This window comes from Asticcacaulis machinosus (genome assembly GCF_028550435.1).
GTDB classification, from domain to species: domain Bacteria; phylum Pseudomonadota; class Alphaproteobacteria; order Caulobacterales; family Caulobacteraceae; genus Asticcacaulis; species Asticcacaulis machinosus.
Genome location: NZ_JAQQKV010000002.1, coordinates 188505 through 213472, shown reverse-complemented (window position 1 = coordinate 213472; position 24968 = coordinate 188505). Strand labels below are relative to the sequence as shown.

22 protein-coding genes are annotated in these 24968 nt (G+C 56.9%); 12 read left to right on the top strand and 10 right to left on the bottom strand.

What is annotated here, in order from left to right:
- Window positions 1–11: 11 nt before the first annotated feature.
- The 3 genes from PQU98_RS09435 to PQU98_RS09425 form a co-directional block, all read right to left on the bottom strand.
- A complete protein-coding gene (locus PQU98_RS09435) occupies window positions 12–323 on the bottom strand; it encodes a Dabb family protein (protein ID WP_272744692.1) in 312 nt (103 codons plus the stop codon).
- 41 nt (window positions 324–364) lie between these two features.
- A complete protein-coding gene (locus PQU98_RS09430) occupies window positions 365–751 on the bottom strand; it encodes a MerC domain-containing protein (protein ID WP_272744691.1) in 387 nt (128 codons plus the stop codon).
- A gap of 135 nt (window positions 752–886) precedes the next feature.
- Complete coding sequence (locus PQU98_RS09425) at window positions 887–1615, bottom strand: polysaccharide deacetylase family protein (protein WP_272744690.1); 729 nt, start codon at window positions 1613–1615, stop codon at window positions 887–889.
- Between the two features lie 133 nt (window positions 1616–1748).
- On the opposite strand from PQU98_RS09425, the gene PQU98_RS09420 reads away from it, so the two are divergent.
- The 3 genes from PQU98_RS09420 to PQU98_RS09410 all read left to right on the top strand — a co-directional run bounded on the left by PQU98_RS09420 (window position 1749) and on the right by PQU98_RS09410 (window position 5284).
- A complete protein-coding gene (locus PQU98_RS09420) occupies window positions 1749–3803 on the top strand; it encodes a glycoside hydrolase family 2 protein (RefSeq protein WP_272744689.1) in 2055 nt (684 codons plus the stop codon).
- A gap of 75 nt (window positions 3804–3878) precedes the next feature.
- A complete protein-coding gene (locus PQU98_RS09415; RefSeq protein WP_272744688.1) occupies window positions 3879–4577 on the top strand; it encodes a DsbA family oxidoreductase in 699 nt (232 codons plus the stop codon).
- A 200-nt stretch (window positions 4578–4777) separates the two neighbouring features.
- The gene (locus tag PQU98_RS09410; protein WP_272744687.1) at window positions 4778–5284 is read left to right on the top strand and encodes a P-loop nucleotide/nucleoside kinase family protein; all 507 of its coding nucleotides are present in this window, start codon (window positions 4778–4780) and stop codon (window positions 5282–5284) included.
- A 205-nt stretch (window positions 5285–5489) separates the two neighbouring features.
- On the opposite strand, the gene PQU98_RS09405 is transcribed toward PQU98_RS09410, so the two are convergent.
- Window positions 5490–6296: an SGNH/GDSL hydrolase family protein gene (locus PQU98_RS09405; RefSeq protein ID WP_272744686.1), complete on the bottom strand. Its 807-nt coding sequence runs from the start codon at window positions 6294–6296 to the stop codon at window positions 5490–5492.
- Window positions 6297–6452: 156 nt separating this feature from the next.
- Here PQU98_RS09405 and PQU98_RS09400 point away from each other — a divergent pair, with 156 nt between their 5' ends.
- Together PQU98_RS09400 and PQU98_RS09395 are read left to right on the top strand one after the other, a co-directional pair.
- On the top strand, window positions 6453–8318 hold the full coding sequence (locus PQU98_RS09400) for an ABCB family ABC transporter ATP-binding protein/permease (RefSeq protein WP_272744685.1): 1866 nt from the start codon (window positions 6453–6455) through the stop codon (window positions 8316–8318).
- A complete protein-coding gene (locus PQU98_RS09395) occupies window positions 8318–8584 on the top strand; it encodes a hypothetical protein (RefSeq protein ID WP_272744684.1) in 267 nt (88 codons plus the stop codon). Before PQU98_RS09400 ends, PQU98_RS09395 begins: the two co-directional genes overlap by 1 nt.
- 65 nt (window positions 8585–8649) lie before the next feature.
- On the opposite strand, the gene PQU98_RS09390 is transcribed toward PQU98_RS09395, so the two are convergent.
- Genes PQU98_RS09390 through PQU98_RS09380 form a run of 3 tightly spaced genes read right to left on the bottom strand, consistent with a single transcriptional unit; the run spans window position 8650 to window position 11956 of the window.
- Complete coding sequence (locus tag PQU98_RS09390) at window positions 8650–9813, bottom strand: hypothetical protein (RefSeq protein ID WP_272744683.1); 1164 nt, start codon at window positions 9811–9813, stop codon at window positions 8650–8652.
- A 38-nt stretch (window positions 9814–9851) separates the two neighbouring features.
- Window positions 9852–11024 (bottom strand): hypothetical protein, encoded by a 1173-nt coding sequence (locus PQU98_RS09385; RefSeq protein ID WP_272744682.1) that lies wholly within the window; start codon window positions 11022–11024, stop codon window positions 9852–9854.
- A gap of 11 nt (window positions 11025–11035) precedes the next feature.
- On the bottom strand, window positions 11036–11956 hold the full coding sequence (locus tag PQU98_RS09380) for a response regulator (protein WP_272744681.1): 921 nt from the start codon (window positions 11954–11956) through the stop codon (window positions 11036–11038).
- A gap of 143 nt (window positions 11957–12099) precedes the next feature.
- On the opposite strand from PQU98_RS09380, the gene PQU98_RS09375 reads away from it, so the two are divergent.
- The 4 genes from PQU98_RS09375 to PQU98_RS09360 all read left to right on the top strand — a co-directional run bounded on the left by PQU98_RS09375 (window position 12100) and on the right by PQU98_RS09360 (window position 16085).
- Window positions 12100–12513 carry a Tat pathway signal protein gene (locus PQU98_RS09375; RefSeq protein WP_272744680.1) on the top strand — a complete coding sequence of 138 codons (414 nt, stop codon included), beginning with the start codon at window positions 12100–12102 and terminating at the stop codon, window positions 12511–12513.
- Between the two features lie 142 nt (window positions 12514–12655).
- Window positions 12656–13045, top strand: coding sequence for a phasin (locus PQU98_RS09370; RefSeq protein WP_272744679.1), 390 nt, complete (start codon window positions 12656–12658; stop codon window positions 13043–13045).
- A gap of 39 nt (window positions 13046–13084) precedes the next feature.
- Window positions 13085–13864 carry a 3-hydroxybutyrate dehydrogenase gene (locus tag PQU98_RS09365; RefSeq protein WP_272744678.1) on the top strand — a complete coding sequence of 260 codons (780 nt, stop codon included), beginning with the start codon at window positions 13085–13087 and terminating at the stop codon, window positions 13862–13864.
- A 172-nt stretch (window positions 13865–14036) separates the two neighbouring features.
- Window positions 14037–16085 carry a glycoside hydrolase family 43 protein gene (locus tag PQU98_RS09360; protein WP_272744677.1) on the top strand — a complete coding sequence of 683 codons (2049 nt, stop codon included), beginning with the start codon at window positions 14037–14039 and terminating at the stop codon, window positions 16083–16085.
- Between the two features lie 63 nt (window positions 16086–16148).
- On the opposite strand, the gene PQU98_RS09355 is transcribed toward PQU98_RS09360, so the two are convergent.
- Together PQU98_RS09355 and PQU98_RS09350 are read right to left on the bottom strand one after the other, a co-directional pair.
- Window positions 16149–16454 (bottom strand): winged helix-turn-helix domain-containing protein, encoded by a 306-nt coding sequence (locus PQU98_RS09355; protein ID WP_272744676.1) that lies wholly within the window; start codon window positions 16452–16454, stop codon window positions 16149–16151.
- 6 nt (window positions 16455–16460) lie between these two features.
- The gene (locus tag PQU98_RS09350) at window positions 16461–17081 is read right to left on the bottom strand and encodes a hypothetical protein (protein ID WP_272744675.1); all 621 of its coding nucleotides are present in this window, start codon (window positions 17079–17081) and stop codon (window positions 16461–16463) included.
- A 226-nt stretch (window positions 17082–17307) separates the two neighbouring features.
- On the opposite strand from PQU98_RS09350, the gene PQU98_RS09345 reads away from it, so the two are divergent.
- From PQU98_RS09345 to PQU98_RS09335, 3 genes are all read left to right on the top strand, one after another.
- Window positions 17308–19473 carry a prolyl oligopeptidase family serine peptidase gene (locus PQU98_RS09345; protein WP_272744674.1) on the top strand — a complete coding sequence of 722 codons (2166 nt, stop codon included), beginning with the start codon at window positions 17308–17310 and terminating at the stop codon, window positions 19471–19473.
- Window positions 19474–19731: 258 nt separating this feature from the next.
- Window positions 19732–20913: an efflux RND transporter periplasmic adaptor subunit gene (locus tag PQU98_RS09340; RefSeq protein ID WP_272744673.1), complete on the top strand. Its 1182-nt coding sequence runs from the start codon at window positions 19732–19734 to the stop codon at window positions 20911–20913.
- The gene (locus PQU98_RS09335) at window positions 20913–24041 is read left to right on the top strand and encodes an efflux RND transporter permease subunit (protein ID WP_272744672.1); all 3129 of its coding nucleotides are present in this window, start codon (window positions 20913–20915) and stop codon (window positions 24039–24041) included. The genes PQU98_RS09340 and PQU98_RS09335 overlap by 1 nt, the downstream gene beginning before the upstream one ends.
- Here PQU98_RS09335 and PQU98_RS09330 read toward each other — a convergent pair whose 3' ends face one another.
- Window positions 24042–24932, bottom strand: a complete 891-nt coding sequence (locus PQU98_RS09330) for a peptidylprolyl isomerase (protein WP_272744671.1) — start codon at window positions 24930–24932, stop codon at window positions 24042–24044.
- Window positions 24933–24968 lie beyond the last annotated feature (36 nt).

Below are 24968 nucleotides of genomic sequence, written 5' to 3'. Positions count from 1 at the left end.
ATAAACCGATTTTAGGCAAGCGCCTCAGTAGCGGCGTGGGCCGTGTCGTAATCGGCAGCGACCCGCAGTTCGCGGATCGGGCGGACGATATCGATCGATTGCTGATAAAGCGGGTGGGCCTTATAGGCGTCCAGCGCGGCCTGATCAGAAAATTCGCCGTAAACCACCACATCGACGACATTACCCAACTGATCGACCTTTTCATTGAGGGCGATCTCCAACTTTGAGGCGTGGGGAATCTGGGTGAGGATACTCAAACCCTTTTGGACGGTCAGACGGTCGATCCCGTCTTTACAGCTAAACATGACTATGTGTCTGATCATGGCTGAGGTCATAGAATCTTGAGCGCCCGAACACAAGACCCTTAAAGCAAAGCCTTTTTGCGGGTAGCGTTGAACAGGTGCGCGGCCGCCAGCAATAATGCGCCCACTATGCTCAGTGGCGCTTCATAAGGCAGGAGCGGCGGATAAAAAGCCGCGATCCCAAGCAGGAAAATGCCAAGTCCACCAAACCCGGAAATACGGTAATCGCGCCAACCGCCGGAACGCCAGAAGGCCCACACGCTCAGCGGCGCGGCAATCAGCACTAATATCTGGTGGATCAGTTCGCTTTCGCTGAACTGACCAAACACCGGCAGTCCCGCGGTCAGCAGGGGCAGAACCAGACAGTGGGCCAGGCACAGACCCGACAGGCCAATTGAGGCCGCATCCAGCATCTGGGTGGTCGGTTTATGAAAGTGGCTCTGACCCATGAAAGCGAATTCCTGATCGTAACTGAACACAGCACATATGTTATAGCATAACTTTTTTCAAGGGTGCGGGCACCCTTTGTTTGTGTTATATTGTAACATTTTTGGTGTGTCCAGCCTTAAATTCAGATGGCGTGATTAGGGGGCGGGCTCAATATGAACCACCTTATAACCCTTGTCTTTCAGGGTTTTCAGGATGAGCGGCATGGCCTGAGCGGTAACTTCCTGCGCATCGTGCAGCAAAATAATGCCGCCCTTATCCTCCAGATTTTTCATTAGCCGGTCGGTGACCGTTTGCGGGGTTTCGCCAACTTCCCAGTCATTGGCGCCGGCATCGATCGAAAAGACCGTATAGCCGCTGACCTTGAGGGCATTCATCAGATCCGGCGTTTCACCGAGGTAAGGAAACCGGTAAAATGGCGCAGCGGATTTACCCAGAACTTTGGTGGCAGCTTCGCGGGTGGCATCAAAGTCCTTAACCTGATCGGCAGGCGACAGCTTATTCATATGGTCGTGCTTATAGCTGTGCAGACCGGCGCTGTGGCCGTCCGCCACGACTTGCTTTGCCAGATCGGGATAGGCGATCATATTATTGCCCTGCATGAAAAAGGTCGCCTTGACGCACTGGTCTTTCAACGCCGCCAGCACGCGCGGGGTGGTTTCCGGGCGCGGGCCGTCGTCAAAGGTGATGACGACTTCATCTTTCGCCAAGGCTAAGGGCCCGTGCTGGGCGGTGCCATAGGCCTGCCCCTTATCGTTTGAAATCGTCAGCGTGCGCGTGGTGCCCAGCGCATCAGGCCCGCAGGCGTAAGCATGGCTGGCGCTGGCCATCAGTATAGCCGCGAACGCAAAGCGTACGAACTTCATAGAGACTTCCCCGTTTTATTTTTATGCGGCCATCTTTATGCCCGCAAAGCCGCCTAACCGCCAGAGACAATGTCGGTTGGTTGACTCGAAATTTGTGGCCGTTACAACCGTATGAGAAACAAGAGGAAACGGAATGCGCGCACTTCTTATGGCCCTGCTGGCCGTTCTGACGATCATGGGGCCCGCCGCCGAGGCGCGTCAGACGTCCTCGCTCAATGCCGGATGGGTGTTCAAGCGCGAAGACATTCCTGCCGCGTCAGGGGCCGGTTTCGACGATAAGGCATGGCTTAAGGTTACTTTGCCGCACACCTTCAATGCCGGTGATGGTGCCGATGGCGGAACCTATTACCGCGGGGCCGGGTGGTATCGCAAAACGCTGGATCTTAAGCCACTGACGGCGCGCGACCGGCTTTATCTGCAGTTTGACGGCGCGGCATTAGTCACCGAAGTGTTTGTCAATGGCACGCGTATCGGTCGCCATGACGGCGGCTATTCGACCTTCCGCTTTGATATCACACCGGCGGTTAAGGCCGGTCAAAACCTTATTGCTGTGCGTGTCGATAATGCCGCCTGGCCACACATTGCGCCTTTGGGCGGGGATTTCACCATCTTCGGCGGGCTGTATCGCGGTGTGTCGCTGATCCAGACGAGCGATGCCGGGTTTGATATGCTCGATCATGGATCGCCGGGGGTGGCGGTGACGGCTACGCTTAATGCCCGGCGTGAGGCGCAACTGAATATTGTCACATCTTTGCGCAATAGCCGCAAAGGCAACGCTAACCTGATTGTTCGCACCCGTGTCTTCAGCGAAGGGCGCGAGGTTCTGTCCCTGTCCAAAGGGGCACGTTTGCGGGCCGGGCAAACCGTGCAACTCAATCAGGCCGGCATTATCGTACGGCCCAGATTGTGGAATGGCCGCGTCGATCCGCACCTCTATAATGTAGTCACCGAGGTGTCCGAAGACCGCGGCCTGCTCGATCGGGTCGTGACCCCGTTCGGCGTACGTACCGTTGAGTTTGATGCAACTCGTGGCCTGCTGCTAAACGGTCAACCCTATCCGGTCCACGGCGTTAACCTGCACGCCAGCCGCTCAGGCGTTGGGGCGGCGATGAGCAATACCGATATTTCCGAAGACTTTGATATGTTGGATGAACTGGGTGTGACCGGCGTGCGGCTGGTCCACTATCCCCACGCTCAGCGCGCCTATGAGGAGGCTGACCGGCGTGGCATACTGATCCTGACCGAAGTGCCAGTGAATGCGACCGTGGCGGATACGCAAGCCTTCCGCGCCAATGCTGCCCAGCAGGTGCGTGAACTGATCCGTCAGAACATCAACCACCCCAGCATCATCGCCTGGGGGCTGGGCAATGAGGTCTATGCCACCGAGCCCCATGTCGCCAATATCCTGATGGAACTGAACAATATAGCGATTGAAGAAGACGACAGCCGCCCGACCATCTATGCCCACTGCTGCCAAGCCGATAACGACCCCAAGGCGATGCAGAGCCAGTTGATTGGCTTTAATCGCTATTTCGGCTGGTATGCTGATGACTTCGCCAAAATGGGCACCTGGGCCGATGGATTCCACAAAGCTTTTCCGGAAAAGCCGTTCGCCGTTACCGAGTATGGCGCGGGCGGCAGCGCGGGCCATCAGCAGGACCCGGCGGGGCGCACTGATCCCACCTCCGGCTGGCACCCTGAGCAATATCAGACCCTGTACCACGAAGCGAATTGGGCCGAACTGTCGCGCCGCCCTTTCATCTGGGGCAAGTTCGTCTGGCAGGGTTTTGATGCGGCATCAGACAGCCGCAACGAAGGCGAACAGGCGGGTATCAATGATAAGGGCCTGATCACCTATGATCGTAGGGTCAAGAAAGATGCGTTTTATTTCTACAAGGCCCAGTGGTCGCAGGCCCCGCTGGTCTACATCACCTCACGCCGCTATGTTGACCGCAAAGCCGCCTCGACCGACGTTAAGGTCTATAGCAATCAGCCGAGTGTGACCCTGAAACTTAACGGCGCGGTTATCGGCACGCAAAAGCCGGTGGGCGGGATCGTGATCTTTAAATCCGTGATCCTTAAAGAAGGCATCAACGAAGTCACCGCCGAAAGCCCCAAGACCTCTGATAAGGTCGTCTGGCGGTTGTCCGCACCCGTACCGTCACTGGTGCGGGCCGACCGGCCTTAGGTGCAGTTACCTTAACCTGCCTGCTTGTACGCAATGCCTCCCACACCGATATAAGCCGAAACGAAAGGCTCAACCATGACCGTTGCCCCTGAAACCCTGCGTGTTGATATCTGGTCGGATATTATCTGCCCGTTCTGTTGGATCGGTAAGCGCCAGTTCGAGATCGCGCTGAAAGATTTCGCGGGCCACGATCAGGTCGAAGTGCATCACCATGCCTTTCGTTTGTCGCCGGATCAGCCGGTGACGCCGGTCAAAGACATGCTGCAACTGAAATACCGCATGACCCCGGAGCAGGTCGTTCAAAATCAGGCGCGGGTGGTTCAGATGGCGGCAAGCGTCGGGCTTGACTACCATTTGGAAAACACCCTGAACGGGGATACGCTGAAGGCCCACCGCCTGATCAAGCTGGCCGAAGATCATGGCCTGGCCGAAGCGATGATTGAGCGGCTTTACCGCGCCAATTTCACCGAAGAACAGTCGCTGTTTGACGATGCGATGCTGGTCGCTTTGGCCGCAGAGGTCGGCCTTGAGGCTGAGGCCGTGACGGCGTTTCTGAAAACCGACCGCTATGCCGATACGGTACGAGAAGAACAGGAATTTATCACTGCGCGTGGGGCGCAGGGCGTGCCGTTCTTTGTGCTGAACAACCGCTATGCCCTGTCAGGGGCCCAGCCGCCGGAAGCCTTTGCGCAGGCATTGGAATCCGCATGGAAAGACATTGCGCCTCAGAGCGCAGAGGGTGAAGCGTGTGGGCCGGATGGCTGTGCGATATAGGGGTTTACAGCCAGCCCCTCAGCCTGTAATCAGATAGCCATGACCAAGACCGCTTTCATCGTAGCCGCCGCGATTATTATCATCACCGAACCGGTGGTGGGATAGAGCGCGTCTGAGGTCAGAACCGTCGCCAACCCGCCCAGGAGGCGGGTTTTTTTATGCCTGGCTTCCTGAGTACCAATCTACTTAAAGGATCCACCATGTCGCTAAATTCCCAGCCGAAACTTTACATGCTGTGCGGCAAGATCGCCGCGGGTAAATCGACCCTGTCGACCAAGCTGGCCACGCGCCCGCACACGGTGGCGATCAGCGAAGACGCCTGGCTGGCGCGGCTCTATAAGAACCAGATCTCAAATCTTGATGACTATGTGTTTTATTCGGCCAAGCTGCGTGATGTGGTCGGCCCCCATGTGGAGGACCTGCTGCGGGCAGGGCTGTCGGTCGTACTTGATTTTCCGGCCAATACCCGTAATCAGCGTCGCTGGATGCGCCAGCTCTGCGTCAATGCCAATGCGGCTCACGAACTGCATTTTCTGGATACGCCGGATGAGGTCTGCCGTCAGCGGCTGAAAGCCCGCAACCTCAGCGGCGCGCACAACTTCGCCGCTACCAGCCGCGATTTCGGCATTGTCAGCGGGTTTTTTGAACCCCCTCATGCCGATGAGGGCTTTGAGGTGATCCGTCACGAACTTATGGCTTTGGCCTAGGCTGTGGTGACAATTTAAGATTGCAGTTCACGATATTTCCTCCTCCCCATTTTATGGGGAGGTGTCATTGAGCGAAGCGATGTGACGGAGGGGTATAACCGCCCGTCAAGGTACCCCTCCGCCTCGGCAGGCTCGGCACCTCCCCACTGTGTAGGGAGGAGAAGGTTGGCCTATGGTTATTTGCCACCACTTTCTAATTTGGGCCCTAATTCGGGGCGCCCACATAGGCGGCTATTTTCGGGTCGGCCTTGACCCACAGGTCGACCACCATCTTGCCGAAGTATTCCGATCCCTTGGGGCCTGTGTGGGTATAATCAAAGGCCTGCGCGCTGCCTTGGCCCTGAGAGGCGTCGGTGAATACCGCAGGCACGGTCGTGCCGGACGGTGCCGCATCCAGCACATTTTGCGGCACCGGTTGACCCGCGAGCGTGAGCGATTCCGCGATGCCCATGTCCTGCACTTTTGATTGTCCTTCGGCATAGAGGTCGATCAGGGTGGTATCGGTGGTGCGGGCGATCAGGCGGGTGACCTGCGCCCACGGCAGCAGGTCGTTCTGAACCTTGAAATTCTTGAAATGGCGTTGGGTCAACGGTGTGACCAGCACCGGCACAGCCCCGGCCTTTTTCACGTCATAGACATAGTTGCGCATATTCGGGCCGAATTCGGTTTCCACGTCGGTGCGCCGCTCCGGCCGCCATGATCCGTCATTGTGCCCGAACTGGATCAGCACATAGGTCTTATCGAAATTCCCGACCGGCAGATCGGCCATGACCTTATCCCACAGGCCTTCGACGCGGTAGCTTTTGGAGGAACGCCCGCCGCGGGCGGCATTGACGCAGGTCACCGCTTCCGGTTTGAACTGGGCGCAGAAGCCTTTGCCGTAGCCGGATTTGTCGGTCATGGTCGAATCGCCAACCAGTATCACCCGGATCGGCTTAAGCGCCTCGGTGGCGAAGGCCGGCGCGGTCAGGCAGGCCAATGCGGCGGCAATACACAAACGGCGGGTCAGCATCGGGCAGTCTCCCATGTGATTATTTATGATCAAACATTATCGGAACTGGATAAAATTTCAAAGGCTCAAAATAAATCACTGCAAGATTTGGTTTTAAAAGCGCATCGCCCTATATAGGCGTGACTCCTAAAGCCTTTGCCGAAAGTGCCTGAATAGATGGCCGATCCTAACTCTGCACCGCAATCACCTATGATGCGACCCAACGCCAGCTTTCAGGGCACCATCGACTTTTTGAAGCCCTATCTGTGGCCAAAGGACCGCGCCGACCTTCAGATGCAGGTCGTGCTGGCGATGGTGTTCATGCTACTGGGTAAGGTGCTGACGGTCTTTATTCCGTACACCTATAAATGGGCGACTAACGCCTTATCCGGCGAAGGCGAGGCGCCGGAGGTGTTAGGGCTTTTGATTGCCTCACCGATCATTCTGGTGGTGGCGTATGGCGTGGCGCGGTTGCTGTCCAACGGCTTTAATCAGGTGCGCGACGCTTTGTTTGCGGCGGTCGGCCAACATGCCGTGCGGGGTCTGGCCAACCGCACCTTTGTCCATTTGCATAATCTGTCGCTGCGCTTCCACCTGCAGCGTCGCACCGGCGGTTTGTCGCGGGTGATTGAGCGCGGCAAGACGGGCATTGAGACCATCATCCGCCTGACCATGATGATCGCCATTCCGACCCTGATCGAGTTTGTGCTGACCTCGGCCATCATCGCCAACCAGTTCAGCGTCATGTATGTGGTCGTCGTCGTGGTCACGGTGGTGATCTATGTCTGGTTCTCGGTCTGGGCGTCGAATAAGCGCATTCAGATCCGCAAGGATATGAACGATGCCGACACCGACTCCATGTCCAAGGCCGTCGATTCCCTGTTGAATTTTGAGACCGTCAAATATTTCGGCAATGAGACGCTCGAATCCAACCGCTATAACAAAGCCACCGGCGATTACGAAAAAGCCGCGATCAAGACCTATACGTCTCTGGCCTGGCTGAACCTGGGCCAGGCGATCATCTTCTCGATCGGCATGACGATTGTGATGCTGATGTCGGCGTACGAAGTGTCGCGCGGCACCCAGACGGTCGGTCATTTTGTGATGATCAACGCCTTCATGATGCAGCTTTCCATCCCGCTCAATTTCATCGGCACGCTCTACCGCGAAATCACCACCTCGCTGGTCGATATGGATTCGATGTTCAAGCTGCTGGATGAGCCCGCCGAAGTGGTCGATGATGCCAATGCCGCCGACCTTAAGATCGCTGCCGGAGCCGTGGCGTTTAAAGATGTGGTGTTCTCATACGATGCCGACCGGCCGATCCTGAAAGGGGTGTCGTTTGAAGTCCCGGCGGGCAAAACCGTCGCGATTGTCGGGCCTTCGGGTGCCGGTAAATCGACCATTTCACGGCTGCTGTTCCGGTTTTACGACGTTAAGGGCGGCTCGATTGAAATCGACGGTCAGGATATCCGCACCGTCAATCAGGCCTCCCTGCGCCATGCTATTGGTATGGTGCCGCAGGATACCGTCCTGTTTAACGACACCATCGCTTATAATGTCGCCTATGGCCGGGCGGGCGCGTCACGCGCCGAGATCGAAGCGGCGGCGGACAAGGCCCAGATTTCAAACTTTATCACCTCCTTGCCCAAGGGATTTGATACCGAAGTCGGTGAGCGCGGTTTGAAACTGTCGGGCGGTGAAAAGCAGCGCGTGGCCATTGCACGCACCTTGCTCAAAGCCCCGCCGATCCTGATCCTTGATGAAGCAACCTCGGCGCTTGATACCCATACCGAGCGCGAAATTCAGGCGTCTCTCGATGAAGTTTCGCAAAACCGCACGACCTTGGTGATCGCGCACCGCCTGTCGACGGTTGTGGGTGCCGATGAGATTCTGGTGCTGAAAGATGGCGTGGTGGCCGAGCGCGGCACCCACCACCAGCTTATGCGGCTTGAGGGCATCTATCATGGCATGTGGGAGCGTCAGCGCGCTGCCGACGAAGCCCGCGAAACCCTCGCCAAGGTCGAAGCGCAGGTGGAGTGATGGATTCATCTCATAAATACAGATGGTTACTAGTGTTTGGCGTGGCGGTTTCGGCAGTGATGCTGATTTGTGCCGTCTACATCAAAAGTTTCCCAATCCTGCCTTTTATCCTGCTGAATTGGTTCATATTGCTGGCCTTCGGACATAGTTTCCGCCGCGCCTCTGGTGAAGCCAGAAAGTGTTTAGGCCTATCTATGTTGTGCTTTCTTGCTGTTTTCACGGCATCTGGATTGGCGGCTTTAATGCTTAATCCGCGACTTATCTAAATGTTGGACTCCACTGATCCGGTTGGACGAGTCGGATCATCAACCCTATCAACAATGCTGCAGGCTCAGTTGGTCTGACTATGACGGTTCTTGATAGCGTGGGCCAGGCTGGCCTCGAAATCCATCATTATGTCGGCGAATTCTGCGCTCGATAGCTGTTTGCGGCCATTCTGGGTTTTCTGCATCCGGAATGTCCAGAACGATGAAACGTGGTTCAGCGTCCCGATCGATTCCCCAAGCTCTGCAAACAAACTCAGGCCATTAAACAGGAACCGGCGGAACGGGGCCGGATCGCGGCTTTTAACCAGCGAATTGTAGGCCATATCGTAGCTGTGCAGGGTGCGGCCCGCTCTGGTCAGGGTGTCCACGATGGCGCGCGCAATCCGCGGGCGGGCCTTGCGCAGATAGTCCTTGGTCAGCTCGTCAAATGAGCCTGATGGCTGATAGGAACCAAGCCCCGTCAGCACTTCGCGCAGTTCGTCCTGAAGCTCGACATGGCGCCATTTGTAATAAAGAAAACCGCGCCACGAAAATATGCCGTCGCGGAACTCTTCGTCCGACATGCCGAGCGCCTTTTGCAGCGGCCGCAGTTCGAGGTCGAGCTTATCCGACAATATCTTGTTGCCAAGTTTCAGCGAGGCCTTGCCGGAATCGACACCAATGGCTTCCAGCACCAGACGCTCGATCTCCGCGCTGGTGAAGCTGGCCATACGTGTAAGGTCGGCCGATGACAGACGCAGATAACATAGCGCCGGCTTGACGCCTTTGCGCGCAAGCGTATCGCGCACCAAAAACGGGTCGAGCGACGGCAACTGATCGAGATATTTCAGGATGCGCACATCCGGGCTCTTGGCCGGATCGTCCATGTTGAGATAGGTCTTAAGCGTTTGATCAAAGCCGATCTGATCGATGAAAAACGAACGCCCGCCCAAACGCAGATCGTGGGGGTCAAACGGCAGGATGACCTTGGTCACCTGACGGCGCTGGTTGTGATAAAGCCCGCGTTCATTGACCCGCAAACTGTGCTTTAAAATGATAGCACGGTTAAGCTGGCTGTTCTCGAAAAACGGCTGGTCTTTGTAGGTCGGATCATCCGCGTACCAGACATAGACCTGCGCGAGGTTAAGCACCCGGCTGGTGGCCGAGGTAAAGGTCAGATTGCCCAGATTGCGCACTTCGCGCGTCGTCTTGAAATGGCTCTGAGTTAAGGCTTTTGCGACCGCGGCCATAGGGTACTCTTTGTTACTCGGATGATTGCACGGCCATCCTAAAAGGCCACGCTGTCATGATGGGTGATGTTCAGGAGGCTATCTTCGAAATCCATAAGCATGTCGGCAAATTCCGGGGCCGACAGGCGCATATGCGGACCACTTTGAACCATGCGGTATTTCCAGAAGGAGCCGATATGGCCTAAAATGCCGATGTTTTCGCCCAGTTCGTAAAACAGGCTGGGACCATCCAGCAGGAACCGGCGGAAGGGGCCGGGGTTTTTCTGTTCGACCAGCGCGGCATAGGCCTGATCATAGACGGCCAGCGTCCGACCCACGCGTTTGATGGCTTCGGCGATACCGCGCGCCAGACGGGGCCGCCCCTCCTTGAGGTATTCTTTGATGCTGTCTTCGGAGGTGTTATAGGGCTGATAGTTGCCCAGGCCCTCCAACACTTTGCGCATTTCGTCCTGAAGCTCGATGTGACGCCACTTGAAATAGAGAAAGCCGCGCCACGAGAAAATGCCGTCCGAGAACTCTTCATCGGTCATGCGCAGGGTCGATTTCAGCGGCCACAGTTCTTTGTCGAGTTCATTGGACAAAATCTTGCCCGCCAGCTTGACGGAACGGTACTGTAAAGCCTCACCAAAGGCGGTGATCACCAGCCGTTCAATCTCGGCATTGGCAAAGCCGATCATCTGCTGGACATCAACCGGCGAAATTTTGAGGTAACAGGTCGCCGGCTTGTAGCCACTGCGTGACAGGTGTTCACGCACCAGAAACGGATCAAGTGACGGCAAGGCATCCAGAAGCTTTAAGACCTGCACATCGTAGTTCTGATTGAAGTCATCGGTGTTGAAATAGGTGCGGGCGAAGCTGTCAAAACCGATCTGGTTGACGAACACCGAACGCCCGCCCAGCTTCAGATCATTGGGGTCGAACGGTAAAATCACCTTGGTCGCTGTCCGGCGGTGGCGTGAGAACAACATGCGCTCATTGGAACGCAGGGTGTGCTTGACCAGGATCGCCTTGTTCATCTGACTGTCCTTGAAGAAAGGCTTCATCAGATAATCTTTGTCTTTTGAACTGCTCAGATAGACCTGCGACAGGTTGAGCACCCGGCTGGTCGAGGCGGTTTCCCCCAGACTGGCCAGATTGCGCACATCGCGGCCGGTGGTCGTTTGCATGCCGGCCATCTGGGTTTCATTCATTTTTCGGGCGAGCGCGTTCATTTTTGTTAATCTCAGGCGACTAGTTTTCGGGATTTTTTACGCTTGGTTACGAGACGCTCTAACTGCTGCACGGTTTTGAGGGCTTCGCGGTGATCGTCCACGTCGATCTCATTCAGCCGCGTCAGGGTGTCGATGTGTATACTGACCACTTCGGGTTCAACGTCTTCCCCAAATAATACCGCATAATCGTTTAAAGAATGTGTAGTCTGCTCGATCAACTCGAGGCGCAGTTCCCGCGCCCTTTTCTCGGTCTGCATGATCCGTCCGACCATATAGTCGAGCAGTTTCCGGTCCAGTCCACCGCGCGCCTGCATCAGCACGCGCAGGGAATTCAACTCCACCGATAAGGTTTGGTGGAACATGTCGCGCTGAACCTTATCGGCGGCCTGCTCGATATCGTCGATCCGGCGCAATACGCCCTGATAGGTCGTATGGGATTTGCGGCGGCGGCATGGGCCAATATAGGCCGGTGAAATCACGAAATTGCGCGTGCGCGTCAGGGTCGCCAGCACCGCCTTAAGCAGCCCCGCGGTCGAGAAGGGCTTGATGACAAACTCATCGACCCCGCAGTTGCGGGCATGGGTAACGTCCTGGGATTTTTGCCGTCCGGTCAGCATCAGTACCGGCATTTTGGGATTGAGAAAACGAGGGTCGTCTTCTACGGCTGCCCGGCGCAGGGCCTGAACCAGTTCAACGCCTGACATGCCTGGCAATTCCCAGTCGAGCAGCATCAGATCCGGATTGTGCGACATCAGGAACCCGATCGCCTCTTCGGCGGACCGAGCGGGCAGCAACCGCGTAAAGCCCGCGCCGCGCAGAAGCTCAAGGATCATGCGGCGTGAGGCATCATGATCCTCAACGACCAGTATGTTTACCGCCGCCGGATTGATTTTTCGCTGCGCGCGCAAGGTTTGATAGGTCAGGTTTGACATTCGCCCGTATGATCTTGTGCCGATGCGAAAAAGACTACAGCAAACCTGTTAATTCAAGCTTTAAGCCTTGATAAATCAGGGTTAATTGAAATTAAGCATGATGACTTACTCAAAATAAACCAGATTAATCTAGGTTGAACATCATGAAACGCCGTCACCTTCTCACCGCTTTACTGATGCCCGCCCTTGCCTGTGCGGTTGTACCGCAGGCCTTTGCCGGCGGTGCGCCCAAGGAAAAGAAAAAGGGCGGCGGCCCCAGCTTCACCCAGTTCCCGATGATCAGCGTCTATATTCCGCGTCGTGATGGTCGCCATGCGACCATGACCATAGAGATGGGCCTGGATGTCAAAGACCCCAAGCTGGCCGAATTGATACCGGTCTATATCCCGCGTCTGCGTGATGCCTATGTCAGTCGTATTCAGGCCTATGGCCTGCGCCTGCGCGAGAACAGCCTGATCGATCCGGGCTTTATCACCCGTGAGCTTCAGGCGGCCACCGATCAGGTGCTTAAAAAATCAGGGGCGACGGTCCTGCTGGGGACGATGCTGATAAACTGATTTAGGCCGCCATGAAAAAGCCCTTTGGCTACCATAGGCTTTGTCACACAATTTACAGACGGGAACCGTCAACAAACTCTTGGCACGTCCCGGATTGCGCTTTAGGGTGGGCACTCGCTTCACTTTGGGGAAAGGTTGCGCCATGACCAATCACGGACCGTTCGAGCAGGGCCTTAAGCTTATGGGGGCGCAGCAGCAACTCGCGACGCGCAGCCTGCTCAACCTGATCGAGATGATCAGCGCCTCATCCCATCGTTACGCCTCTCAGACCACAGCCTTTGCCGAGGATGCCGTGCGCCTGATGAAGGAGGCGTCGGCCGTGCGTGACCCGCAGGGCCTGACCGACCTGCAGAAAGAGTGGACGCAAACCTGTGTCAAATATTCCGAAAATCAGGCCCGCACCACTATGCAATTCGTTGAACAATGCGGCAAGCAGGCGCTTAATACGGCAGCGAACGCCAAGGCCATCGTCAAGGGTGATCTGCCAGACGCTACACCTGACGCCACATCTGGCGAAACGCCCCCAGAATAATTTACCGTCCTCAACCTCCCCATTTTAAAGGACTTACACATGCTTAAAGGTAAAACCGCTCTGGTGACTGGCTCCACCAGCGGCATCGGCTTGGCTGTAGCTAAAACGCTGGCTGCCAAAGGCGCTCATGTCATGCTCAACGGGCTTGGTGATGCCGCTGAGATCGAGGCCATTCGCGCCGGTATCGCCAAAGACTACGGTGTCGAGGTCGGGTTTCATGGCGCCGACCTGACCAAGCCGGATCAGATCGAAGATCTGGTGAAAACCACGCAATCGAAACTGGGTGGCGTCGATATTCTGATCAACAATGCTGGTATCCAGTTCGTGTCGCCGATCGAGGAGTTTCCGGCGGCCAAGTGGGATGCTATCATCGCCATCAACCTGACCTCGGCCTACCACACCATCCACCACAGCTTTGCGGCTATGAAGGCCAAGGGCTGGGGCCGGATCGTCAATATGGGGTCGGCCCACGCGCTGGTCGCCTCGCCATTCAAGTCGGCCTATGTCGCGGCCAAACACGGTATTTTGGGCCTGACCAAGACGATTGCGCTTGAGGGGGCCGAGTTCGGCATTACCTGCAACTGCGTCTGTCCCGGCTATGTGCTGACCCCGTTGGTCGAAAAGCAGATTCCCGACACGGCCAAGGCCCGCGGCATCACCGAAGACGAGGTCATCAAGAACGTGCTGCTGGCCGCGCAACCGACCAAGAAATTCGTCGAGGAAGATGACATCGCCGAAACGTTTGCCTTCCTGTGTTCGGATGCGGCCAAATCGATTACCGGCACCCATATATCCGTCGACGGCGGTTGGACCGCATAAGGAACTCATGAGATTTATACCTCCCCGGCATGCCGGGGAGGGGGGCCGCGCGCACTATGCGCGGTGGTGGGGGTTCTTGCTTATATTGTCTGAGTTTTTAGTTGCGTGCCGGTTTCCGGCCATTTAATCTCTCCTGAAAAGCCGTAAAGGCAAAACATCAGGGAGAGCAAACATGGTCTGGAAATCGTTGTGCATCGCCGCGCTATTAAGCGGGATGGCGGTATCTGCATGGGCTGAGACGTCCAAAACCTGGACGGCCGATAATGGTAACGGCACCTTTACCAACCCTCTGTTTTACGATGAGTTTTCAGACCCCGACATGATCCGTGTCGGTGACTGGTTTTATCTGACCGGCACGACCATGCACACCATGCCCGGTCTGCCGATTTTGCGCTCAAAAGACCTCGTCAACTGGGAGTTTGTCACCTATGCGATGGATAAACTCGACCTCGGCCCGCAATTCCGGCTTGAGGACGGCAAAGGCATCTATGGTCAGGGCATCTGGGCCCCCAGCTTTCGCTATCACAACGGCACGTTCTATATCTTCAGCAATGTAAACGGTCAGAAAACCCAGATTTTCACCGCCACCGACCCAAAGGGGCCGTGGACGCGCACCGAGATGAAGCGTTCCATGCACGACCTGTCGGTGTTGTTCGATGATGACGGCAAGGTCTATGCCATCTGGGGCTATCAGGGCATCAAGATCGCCCAGTTGACCGATGATCTGAGCGACATTGTGCCGGGTTCCGAGAGAGAGATTATTCCCCCCAATGCCGGCATGGGCGAAGGCGTGCATTTCTATAAGTTCGATGGCAAATACTATATCACCAGCGCCTGGTACGAAGGCCGCATGAAGATGCCGGCCGCCCGTGCCGATCACATTCTTGGGCCCTATGAGGTTAATCCGGCCATCAGTATTGATGAGGATTTCGGCCTGATGGAAGGCTATCGTCTGAGTGATATGTGGGGGCGGGGTGACACACCGCCCTTTACTATCAATCCGCCTAATCTGGCCCCTAATGGCCGCATGTCTCTGCATCAGGGCGGGATCGTTCAGACCCCGCAAGGCGAATGGTGGGGCTTTTCGATGATGGATTATAATTCGGTCGGAAGGCTTTTGGCCCTGTCGCCGGTTACGTGGAAGGACGGCTGGCCTTACTTTGGTCTGCCCGGAAATCTGGGGCGCAATCCGCGCACCTGGGTCAAGCCGAAAACGGAGGACGTTCAGCCCATCCGTACCCCTTATGAACGCAGCGATGAGTTCTCGGATACGGCGCTGAAACCCGTCTGGCAATGGAACCATGTGCCGGTCGATGGCAAATGGTCGCTGACTGAGCGGCCCGGTTATTTGCGGCTGAAATCCCTGCCCGCGACCTCGTTCTGGGATGCCAAAAACAGCCTGACCCAGCGCGCTATCGGGCCGATGTCAACACCCACCGCTACTCTGGAAACCGACGGGTTGAAAGACGGCGATGTAGCGGGGCTGGCGCTTCTGAACCGGCCTTATGCGTGGATTGGCGTGGAGAAAATGGCGGAGGGTTTGACGCTGGCGCAATTTGATCAGCAGACAGGTAAGGCTGTCCGCGTCAAAATCACGACCCCGCGCGTATGGCTGAGGGCCGACTGTAATTTCCTGACCGAAAAGGCCCGTTTCAGCTATTCGACGGATGGTAAGACCTTCACGCCCATTGGCGATGAGTTCACGATGGTCTTTCAGCTCAAGACCTTTCAGGGCGTGCGCTACAGCCTGTTTAATTACAACACATCAGGCATTGAGGGTGGCCATGCCGATTTTGACGCCATCGACATCCATGAGCCTTATCCGCAAGGTTTGATGAAACCCATCCCATATGGGCGTACGATCACCCTGAAAAGCGATCAGTCGCAATCGGGTTTGTCGGTCAAAGGGGGCAAGCTGGCCTCCGGCAAACCCGCGCCGTTTGACGTCATCGATATGGGATTGGGCCGCGCCGCGTTGAAAACTGGCTACGCCTATATCAGCGTGGCGGATAATGGCTCGGTTAGCCTAAAAACCGGTCAGCCCGCCAGGTCCGAAAGCTTTCAGTGGATCGAAACCCCGACTGGTGAACTGGCTCTGATGTCTCTGGTCAATCACCGTTTCCTGCGCCTTGATCCAAAAACCCGCGCTATCACCGCCGACAGCCCCGGCCCGCAATCTGACGGTAAGGACGGCGTGCGCTTTATCTGGACGGCGAAGTAGCTAAAAAGCCCCGGCGGGAACCGGGGCTTTTCTCATCGTCTGACAGGCACAGGGCAGGGGCTGTCAGGCAGAGGTTTCATCAATCAGCTTACGCATGGCCTCAAGGTAGGTCACAAAGGCCGCGCGTCCGGCCTCAGTCAGGATCACCGTCGTTTGCGGTTTTTTACCCACAAAGGCCTTAGATATCTCGACATAACCAGCCTCCTCAAGCTTGCGCAATTGCACCGACAGATTGCCATCGCTGGACTGGGTTTTCTGCTTGAGCGTGGTGAAATCCGCAGACCCAGCGGTCGACAGATAGGCCATGACCCCCAGCCTTAACCGCCCGTGGATGACGTCATCAATACGCTCGATATTAAAATCGTCCATCAGCGCTTACGCCTTTTTTGCCTGTAACATAATGATCATACCCGGCACGGTCGCAAACAGGATCAGACAGGCCGTATAGGCCAGAAACTGCTCCGGTTCACCCGCCATAAAGGAGGTGCCTGCGGCCCCCAGAAACGCACCAAAACAGACAAACTTCAGCCAGCCCTGACCGGAAATGGCTGACACGATCCACCAGCCGAGGCCATATAGCACAAGGATCGCCGGGGCCAGCATCGACATGGTCGCTTCCATCTGCTCCATGTGGGTGCCAGCCACGATCAGGCACATGGCAATCACAAAAATAGCAAAGCCGATACCTGACCAGATATTGCCGATAGCGACATTCATGGTGCCGCCATGTCCGTATTTTCTGATTGAGCTGCGGATGCTCAAAGTCGCCAGAACGCCATAAATCAGCCCGGCCACCAGCCAGTTAGCGGCCAGGAACCACGGATTAGGTAACGGGATCATTTGCGTCCAGAATCCGTAATGGATAAGGCTGGCGGCCCCAAACATAATGCCGGCCCAGAACAGCGCCCCGCCGTTGATGATCGGGCGGCGGCCCCCATCCTGAGCCAAGGCCTTCATGTAATCGATATCGTTTTTCAGCGTCAAAGGATCTGACATGTTCCCACGGCCTCCTCACCGTATGAATTCCCGCTCATTCATGAGCATGGATTCATCATCTCAAAAGAACTTTATAATGTAAAGTTCTTTTTGTGTGGGCGAAATTACAGATTTGTTATCTTGCCAAACCCGTAAAAGCCATTCTAGTTTCATCGCTAACGAACCCGTCCGCCATTTCTGCGGATAAGGGTATGGTGTTCATTGCAGTAAGGCTGGGCAATCCTATATGACTAAGACCGAACTCCTCTCCGGCGCTCATAAGGGCGCGTTTCTGGGCCTGTGCATGCTGATGGGCGTGCTGTCGCCCGCTACTCTCAGGGCTGAAATGACCACGCAAAATACCACCGCTGCCGAGGCCTCGGATTCGCGTCTTTATCTGGAAGAGGTCGAGGGTGAAAAAGCGCTCGACTGGGTGCGCGCCCAAAACGACCGGACGCTTACCCAGTTGATGAAAGACCCGCGCTTTGAAAAAAACCGTGAGGCGGTGCTGAAAATCGTTGAAGCCAAGGACCGCATTGCCTCTCCGGGCTTTGCGAAAGGCGGCAAGGTCGATAATTTCTGGCAGGACACCGACCATGTGCGCGGTATCTGGCGGCGCACGGACTGGAGCGCCTATGCCGCCGATAAGCCAGTGTGGGAAACCATTCTTGATATCGACGCGCTGTCGAAGGCCGAGGGCAAGAACTGGGTCTATAAGGGCTCAAACTGCCTGCCGCCGGAAGAGACCCGCTGCCTGATCAGCCTGTCGAACGGCGGCAAGGATGCTGTCACCGTGCGCGAATACGACACCGTCGCCAAGTCGTTTGTTGCGGGCGGCTTCGACCTGCCCGAAGGCAAGCAGGTCGTAGTGTGGAAGGACAAGGACACGCTCTATGTCTCGCGCGAATGGACGCCGGGCGAGGTCACGCCATCGGGCTACGCCTTTGTCACCCGTGAACTGAAACGCGGCCAAAAGCTTGAAGACGCCAAGGAAATTTTCCGCGGCGATAAGACTGACATGATGGCGTACCGCTCGGTCCTGCGCGACATCGACGGCAACTATGTGCTGGACATGCAGACGCGCCGTCCGTCCTTTTTTGAGGTGATCGATCAGTTCATCACGGCGGATGGCCCAGTCAGTTTCCCCCTGCCGCTGACCTCGGAAATGTCGGCCTATTATGAAGGTCAGGCGGTCTATAGCCTGAAAGATGACTGGACCAGTGCCAAGGGCACGAAATTCGCCTCCGGCAGCGTGATTGCGTTCGACCTCAAGGCCGGGCTGAGCGATCCGAAAAATATCGAGCCGGTGGCGGTGTTCACACCCGATGCTCATCAGTCGGTCGAAGGCATTGCCCAGACTAAAAACCATATCGTCCTGCAATTGCTATCGAACGTGACGGGTGAGGTCAGGAGCTATAGCTATAAGGCCGGCGCCTGGTCGTATAAGGCCATTAAGCTGCCGGAAAACGCCACCCTGTCGGTATCGTCGGCGGATGACGATTCCGATAAGATTTTCGCCTATTCAACCGGCTTCATTCAGCCGTCGACCCTTTACCGTGCCGATGCCGCGACGGGTGAGGCCGAAAAGATCAAGTCCAGCCCCGCGCGCTTTAATGCTGAGGGCCTTAAGGTCGAGCAACGCTGGGCGACCTCCAAAGACGGCACCAAGGTGCCGTACTTTGTTGTGGCGCGCAAAGACACCAAGCTGGACGGCAATACGCCGACCTTGCTCTATGCCTACGGCGGGTTTGAGATTGCCTTGACCCCGTCCTATTCCGGCGGCATGGGTAAGCTGTGGCTGGAAAATGGCGGGGCCTATGTGTTGGCCAATATCCGCGGCGGGGGTGAATTCGGGCCGCAATGGCATGAGGCGGGTCTGAAAACTAACCGTCAGCGCATCTTTGATGATTTTCAGGCTGTGGCCGAAGATGTGATTGCCGCAAAGCTGACCTCGCCACGTCGTTTAGGGATCATGGGTGGTTCAAACGGTGGGCTTTTGATGGGCGTGCAACTGACCCAGCGCCCTGACCTGTGGAGCGCCGTCGTCATTCAGGTGCCGCTGCTCGATATGATGCGTTACCATACCCTTTTGGCTGGAGCGTCCTGGATGGGTGAGTATGGCGATCCGGCCGATCCGGTTGAAGGCGCGTTCCTTAAATCCATCTCGCCCTATCACAACCTGAAAGCCGGCGTGAAATATCCGGAGCCGTTGTTTGTGACCTCGACCAAGGACGACCGTGTTCACCCCGGCCATGCCCGTAAAATGGCGGCGAAGATGCAGGAAATGGGCCTGCCGTTCCTCTATTATGAAAACATCGACGGCGGCCATGCGGCGGCAGCTAACCTGCGTGAAACCGCCAAGCGCAATGCCATTGAATACACCTATCTGATGCAAAAGCTGATGGATAAGTAGGCTCTGCCTCAAAAGTGCGCGGGCTTGCAAAAATACAGCAGGCCTGCGCTTTTTTTGATCCTGATCTGGAAGCGGATAAGACGCGTAAAATGAGAGCGCGGTTTAGATAATTCGTGTCTGCGAATTTTTTTGTATACCATTCATATTTTGCGAAGGATTTTCAGACGTGCCACGTTAAAGGCTTGGTAGCGAAATTGTCAGACCTTCGGTTGCGATTTCACCTCCCCTTGCGTTCAGCCTGATTTTCAAGAGACCCTTATGATCAAACCCGCCCCCTTGGCCATTGCTGCCGGTGTCGTTGTTGTCGCGGCCGCGGCGTTCTTTTTGTGGCCAAAGGGGGAGAGTGATGACAAGGGCAAGGGCCGTCCGCCGGTGCCGGTCGTGACGGTGCGCGCGGAAACCCGCACCATCGCCCATGACCTTAAGGTGGTCGGTTCGGTGACCTCGCTCAATTCTGTGACCCTGCGCCCGCAGGTTGACGGCGTGCTGACCCAGGTGCTGTTTGATGAAGGCGCGTTTGTGCAAAAGGGGCAGCTGCTGGCGGTGATTGATGACCGCACCTATAAGGCCGCCCTGCAAAGTGCACAGGCCCAACTGGCCACAAATAAATCCCGGCTTCTGGTCGCCGAGACTGATCTCAAGCGCTATCAGACCCTGGCCGAGATTAACGCCATCCCGCAGCAGACCCTTGACCAGCAAAAGGCCGCGGTCGAGCAGGCGAAGGCTGCGGTGCAGATGGATGAGGCCGCCGTTGAAAACGCCCGCGTACAACTCTCATTTACCCGCATTACCTCGCCCGTCTCAGGCCGCATCGGCATCCGCCGCGTCGATCCGGGCAATCTGGTCAGTGCCTCGTCGACTGAGGGACTGGCGACCGTCACCCAGATCAACCCGATCTCGGTCGTCTTTTCCGTGCCGCAGACGGTGCAGGGCGATCTGATTGAGGGCATGAAGCGTTCCGGTGGCATTACGGTTAAGGCCGTGGACCGCGAAAAAGGTGAGGTGCTGGCGACGGGCCGGATTAGCGCGCTTGATAATGTGGTGCAGGCTGGTACCGGCACGGTGCAGATCCGCGCCACCTTCGATAATGGCGGTGAAAAGCTATGGCCGGGACAGTTCGTGGTCGCCGATATTTCCCTAAACGAAAGCACCAACGCCCTGACCCTGCCGACGGTGGCGGTCCGTCCGGGCCTTGAAGGGCCGTTTGTCATTAAAATCGTGGCCGATAAGGCGCAGATCGTGCCGGTCGAGACCGCCTATCAGAATGATGACTATGTGGTGGTCACCAAGGGCGTAGCGGCAGGCGAAGAGATCGTCACCGACGGCCATTCACGCCTGCAGCCGGATGCACCCGTCAAGCGCGTCAAGCCCGGTGGCGAGGATATTGCCGCCAAAGGGGCTGCTCCCGCCAAAGGGGCCCAACCTCAAGGGGCCAAATAATGGATCATCCGCAGCCGAAAGAAAAAACCTCAGGCCAAAGCGGTTATTCCAGCTTTTCGTCTTGGTTTATTAATCGCCCTGTCGCCACCGCGCTTCTGACACTGGCCATTGTGCTGTTGGGCGTATTTGCCTTCCCGCGTCTGCCGGTCGCCCCTTTGCCACAAGCGGATTTCCCGACCATCAGCATCAGCGCGGGCCTGCCCGGTGCGTCGCCTGACACTATGGCGTCGGCCATTGCCACGCCGCTGGAGACGGCCTTTACGGCTATTCCCGGCATTACGGAAATGACCTCGTCCAACTCGATCGGGTCAACCAACATCACGCTTCAGTTCGAGTTGAACAAGGATATCGACAGCGCCGCCCAGGAAGTGCAGGCGGCGATCAATTCGGTATCCGGACGTCTGCCTGACGACATGCCGAACCTGCCGACCTGGCGTAAGCTCAACCCCGCAGACTCGCCGGTGCTGATCCTGACGATCAATGATCCGTACATGGATCTGACCCAGCTTTCGGACATGGCCGATGTCAATCTGGCCCGTCAGATCAATCAGTTGCCGGGCGTGGGCGAAGTGCGCATCTTTGGGGCCCAGAAACCGGCGATCCGCATCGGGGCTCAGCCTGACCGTCTGGCCTCCTACGGCCTGACCATGCAGGATCTGCGCACCGCCTTGCAGGAAGCCTCGGTCAACCGCGCCAAGGGCACGGTGCCGGGGCGCAATACCCTGTCGACCTTTGCCACCAACGACCAGATTTTTTCTGCTGAGGACTATCAGAACGTCATCATCGCCTATCGCGACCAAACGCCGGTCTATATGCGTGATGTGGCGACCGTTACCTTGGGGCCAGAAAATCTCTATTCTGCCGCTTTCCCGAATGGCCAGCGCGGCTTAGGCATTGCCATCACCCGTCAGCCCGGTGAAAATGTCGTCAAGATCGCCGATACGGTCCGCGCCGCCTTGCCAACTCTCACTCAGGCCCTGCCCGCCACGACCAAGGTCGAAGTGCTCAACGACCGTACCCGCACCATCCGCGCCTCTTTGCACGAAGTCGAGCTGACGCTGGTCATTACCCTGATCCTCGTTGTGCTGGTCATGGGCCTGTTCCTGCGTCAGGTGTCGGCGACGCTGATCGTGGCGGCGGTGCTCGGCTCATCGCTGGTCGCGACCTTTGCGGCCATGTATGTGCTGGGTTTCAGCCTGAATAACCTGACCCTTGTGTCGCTGGTGATTGCGGTTGGCTTCGTGGTCGATGACGCCATTGTCGTGGTCGAAAACATCCACCGCCACATGGAGCTGGGCGAAGACTCTAAGACCGCCGCCCTGAAAGGGGCCGGTGAGATTGGCTTCACGGTGTTATCGATCACCTTCTCGCTGATCGCCGCCTTTATTCCGCTGCTGTTCATGGACGGCATTGTCGGGCGTCTGTTCTTTGAATTTGCCGTAACGATCACAGTGTCGCTTCTGATTTCAGTGGTCATGTCCCTGACGCTGGCACCGATGCTGGCGGCGCGCTTTATGAAGACGCCGAAACATCACGACAGCTCAAAGGATTTCTCGACCCGTCTGCAAAACCTCTATGACGGTGCCTTAAAGGTCGTTCTGCGCCACCAGGGCCTGACCCTGATCACCTTCTTTATCACCGTAGCTATTGCGGTTGCGGGCTATATGTGGATACCCAAGGGCTTCTTCCCGTTGCAGGACACGGCCTTTGTGCAGGGCTCAACTCAGGCGGCGGATGACATTTCCTACGAAGACATGATGGCCAAGCAAAAGCTGATTCAGGATATCATCGCTAAGGACCCGGCGGTTTCCGGCTTTAACAATATCATCGGTGGTGGTGGTGGTGGCGGCTGGTCCAACGGGCGGTTTTTCATCGTGCTCAAAGACCGCGACGACCGCGATGTCTCGTCCGAAGAATTCATCGACCGCATCCGTCCGCAGGCGGCGAAAATTCCCGGCATCAATCTGTCGCTGCGCTCGGCTCAGGATATCAACCTGTCCGCGGGTGGCGGTTCGGCGCAATATGTTTATGTGCTGAAAGGACAGGACTATAACGAACTGGCCCAGTGGTCCGAGCGTATGACGCAGGCTATGAGCGACAGCCCCGGCTTTCGTGACGTCCGCCATAATCTGCAACTGGGGGCCCGGATGCAAAACCTGACCATCGACCGGGTGGCGGCAGCGCGCTATGGCTTCAACGTCGATGATATCGATCAGGCGCTATACGATGCCTATGCCCAGCGTCAGGTCAACGAATTCCAGACTCAGGTCAATCAGTATAAGATCATTCTGGGTATTGATGACGAACTGGCCAAGCGCGTCGACAGCATGGATTATTTCTATCTGCGCTCACCCCTGACGCAGGAAATGGTGCCGTTATCGGCGGTGACGACCCGCGAAGCCCCGACCTCCGGTCCGGTGTCGATCAACCGCTACGGTCAGTTTCCGGCGGTGACCATATCGTTTAACCTGCCCAAAGGGGTGGCGCTGGGGGATGCCATTGCGGACATTGAGCGTCTGCGCGGGGAAATCAATATGCCCGACACCATTACCGGTGAGCCGCAGGGGGCGGCCCTCATCTTTCAGGACTCGCTCAAGAGCCAGCCGCTGCTGATCCTGGCGGCAGTGCTGGCGGTCTACATCATTCTGGGCGTGCTGTATGAAAGCTTCTCGACACCGCTGACCATTCTATCGACCCTTCCATCGGCGGGTATCGGTGCCGTGCTGTTCCTGTGGTTATTCCAGCTTGATTTCTCAATCATGGCGCTGATCGGGGTCATCCTGCTGATCGGGATCGTCAAAAAGAACGGCATCCTGATGGTCGATTTCGCTCTCGATGCCCAACGCAATGGCGGAATGACCGCAGATCAGGCGATCTATAAGGCCGCCATCACCCGCTTCCGGCCCATTATCATGACCACGATTGCGGCCATGCTAGCGGCCATTCCGCTGATGATCGGCCACGGCACCGGCGCCGAACTGCGTCAGCCGCTGGGGGTCGCGGTGGTCGGTGGCCTGCTGGTGTCGCAGGTGCTGACGCTGTTTTCAACGCCGGTCATATACCTGGCGCTGGACCGTCTGTTCCACGGGCGGAAAAAGACAGTCACCGCCCCGCAACCGGCAGAGTAGTTACGGCACTTTACGGATCGGGGCGGTGGCATTGCAGATGTCGATCGCCCCGGCCGATTTCACAAAGAACGTGCCGGAACGGTTGGCGCGCGCCTTTACCCAGTCGGCAAAGGTCGGGCTATCGGTATCCATGACCTGAAACTTCGGGCGCTCAGCTTGCGGCAAATCGCTGGCGAGGGTGACGGACGTAAACCGGCCCTCTTCGGGAGGGGTTTTATAAAAGCCCAGCTCCTCCGTGCCGCGCGGACGGGCACTGAGGTTTTCCATACCTGCAATTACCCGCCCAACCAAAGTGACATTGCGGTCCAGCGCACGCGGGGCCTGACCGATGACCGTATAGAGCTGGCTGCCGGAACCGGTGTCGGGGGCGACATCGCGTGCCACGCCGATCATGCCATAGCAGTGGGTCAACCACTGGCTCTTACCATCCGCCGCCACAGGCCATGACGCGACATAACCGACCTTGGCGGCAAAGCTGTCCTTATATTTCAGAGGCTTGAAATTTTTTGATCGCGCATGCTCATATTCGGCGGGCGGGGTCTTGATCACGCCGGCAGGCAGGGGCGCCTCTTCCGCATCGGGATAGCCCCATTGGGTAACATAGTTGTCCTGCACCCGGATAAGCGCCGCCGTGTTAAGCCAGCCGGTTTTCACCAAGGTCTTGATATTGGCAACATGAACAGGCGCGAACTCCGGAGCCAGTTGCAGGACAGATGACGTGCCGTCGCGAAAGCGGATCAGCACCATATCCTCTGCGGGGATCTCCTTCCATGCGTTGGCGGGCGCTGCATCTATGACCTCTTGTGGCGACAGCGCGGGTTTGTCCGCCGCCGTTAGCGCGACCAGCGCCACACCTAATCCGGCCAGTTTGAGGGTCTTGCTACCTGTCATGATTATCCCCTGAGTGAAGGCCTGAGATTATCGCGC

What these genes read in the sequence shown, in the direction of transcription:
- PQU98_RS09435 (WP_272744692.1), bottom strand. Translation starts at nt 323, where the DNA reads ATGATCAGACACATAGTCATGTTTAGCTGTAAAGACGGGATCGACCGT.
- PQU98_RS09430 (WP_272744691.1), bottom strand. Translation starts at nt 751, where the DNA reads ATGGGTCAGAGCCACTTTCATAAACCGACCACCCAGATGCTGGATGCG.
- PQU98_RS09425 (WP_272744690.1), bottom strand. Translation starts at nt 1,615, where the DNA reads ATGAAGTTCGTACGCTTTGCGTTCGCGGCTATACTGATGGCCAGCGCC.
- PQU98_RS09420 (WP_272744689.1), top strand. Translation starts at nt 1,749, where the DNA reads ATGCGCGCACTTCTTATGGCCCTGCTGGCCGTTCTGACGATCATGGGG.
- PQU98_RS09415 (WP_272744688.1), top strand. Translation starts at nt 3,879, where the DNA reads ATGACCGTTGCCCCTGAAACCCTGCGTGTTGATATCTGGTCGGATATT.
- PQU98_RS09410 (WP_272744687.1), top strand. Translation starts at nt 4,778, where the DNA reads ATGTCGCTAAATTCCCAGCCGAAACTTTACATGCTGTGCGGCAAGATC.
- PQU98_RS09405 (WP_272744686.1), bottom strand. Translation starts at nt 6,296, where the DNA reads ATGCTGACCCGCCGTTTGTGTATTGCCGCCGCATTGGCCTGCCTGACC.
- PQU98_RS09400 (WP_272744685.1), top strand. Translation starts at nt 6,453, where the DNA reads ATGGCCGATCCTAACTCTGCACCGCAATCACCTATGATGCGACCCAAC.
- PQU98_RS09395 (WP_272744684.1), top strand. Translation starts at nt 8,318, where the DNA reads ATGGATTCATCTCATAAATACAGATGGTTACTAGTGTTTGGCGTGGCG.
- PQU98_RS09390 (WP_272744683.1), bottom strand. Translation starts at nt 9,813, where the DNA reads ATGGCCGCGGTCGCAAAAGCCTTAACTCAGAGCCATTTCAAGACGACG.
- PQU98_RS09385 (WP_272744682.1), bottom strand. Translation starts at nt 11,024, where the DNA reads ATGAACGCGCTCGCCCGAAAAATGAATGAAACCCAGATGGCCGGCATG.
- PQU98_RS09380 (WP_272744681.1), bottom strand. Translation starts at nt 11,956, where the DNA reads ATGTCAAACCTGACCTATCAAACCTTGCGCGCGCAGCGAAAAATCAAT.
- PQU98_RS09375 (WP_272744680.1), top strand. Translation starts at nt 12,100, where the DNA reads ATGAAACGCCGTCACCTTCTCACCGCTTTACTGATGCCCGCCCTTGCC.
- PQU98_RS09370 (WP_272744679.1), top strand. Translation starts at nt 12,656, where the DNA reads ATGACCAATCACGGACCGTTCGAGCAGGGCCTTAAGCTTATGGGGGCG.
- PQU98_RS09365 (WP_272744678.1), top strand. Translation starts at nt 13,085, where the DNA reads ATGCTTAAAGGTAAAACCGCTCTGGTGACTGGCTCCACCAGCGGCATC.
- PQU98_RS09360 (WP_272744677.1), top strand. Translation starts at nt 14,037, where the DNA reads ATGGTCTGGAAATCGTTGTGCATCGCCGCGCTATTAAGCGGGATGGCG.
- PQU98_RS09355 (WP_272744676.1), bottom strand. Translation starts at nt 16,454, where the DNA reads ATGGACGATTTTAATATCGAGCGTATTGATGACGTCATCCACGGGCGG.
- PQU98_RS09350 (WP_272744675.1), bottom strand. Translation starts at nt 17,081, where the DNA reads ATGTCAGATCCTTTGACGCTGAAAAACGATATCGATTACATGAAGGCC.
- PQU98_RS09345 (WP_272744674.1), top strand. Translation starts at nt 17,308, where the DNA reads ATGACTAAGACCGAACTCCTCTCCGGCGCTCATAAGGGCGCGTTTCTG.
- PQU98_RS09340 (WP_272744673.1), top strand. Translation starts at nt 19,732, where the DNA reads ATGATCAAACCCGCCCCCTTGGCCATTGCTGCCGGTGTCGTTGTTGTC.
- PQU98_RS09335 (WP_272744672.1), top strand. Translation starts at nt 20,913, where the DNA reads ATGGATCATCCGCAGCCGAAAGAAAAAACCTCAGGCCAAAGCGGTTAT.
- PQU98_RS09330 (WP_272744671.1), bottom strand. Translation starts at nt 24,932, where the DNA reads ATGACAGGTAGCAAGACCCTCAAACTGGCCGGATTAGGTGTGGCGCTG.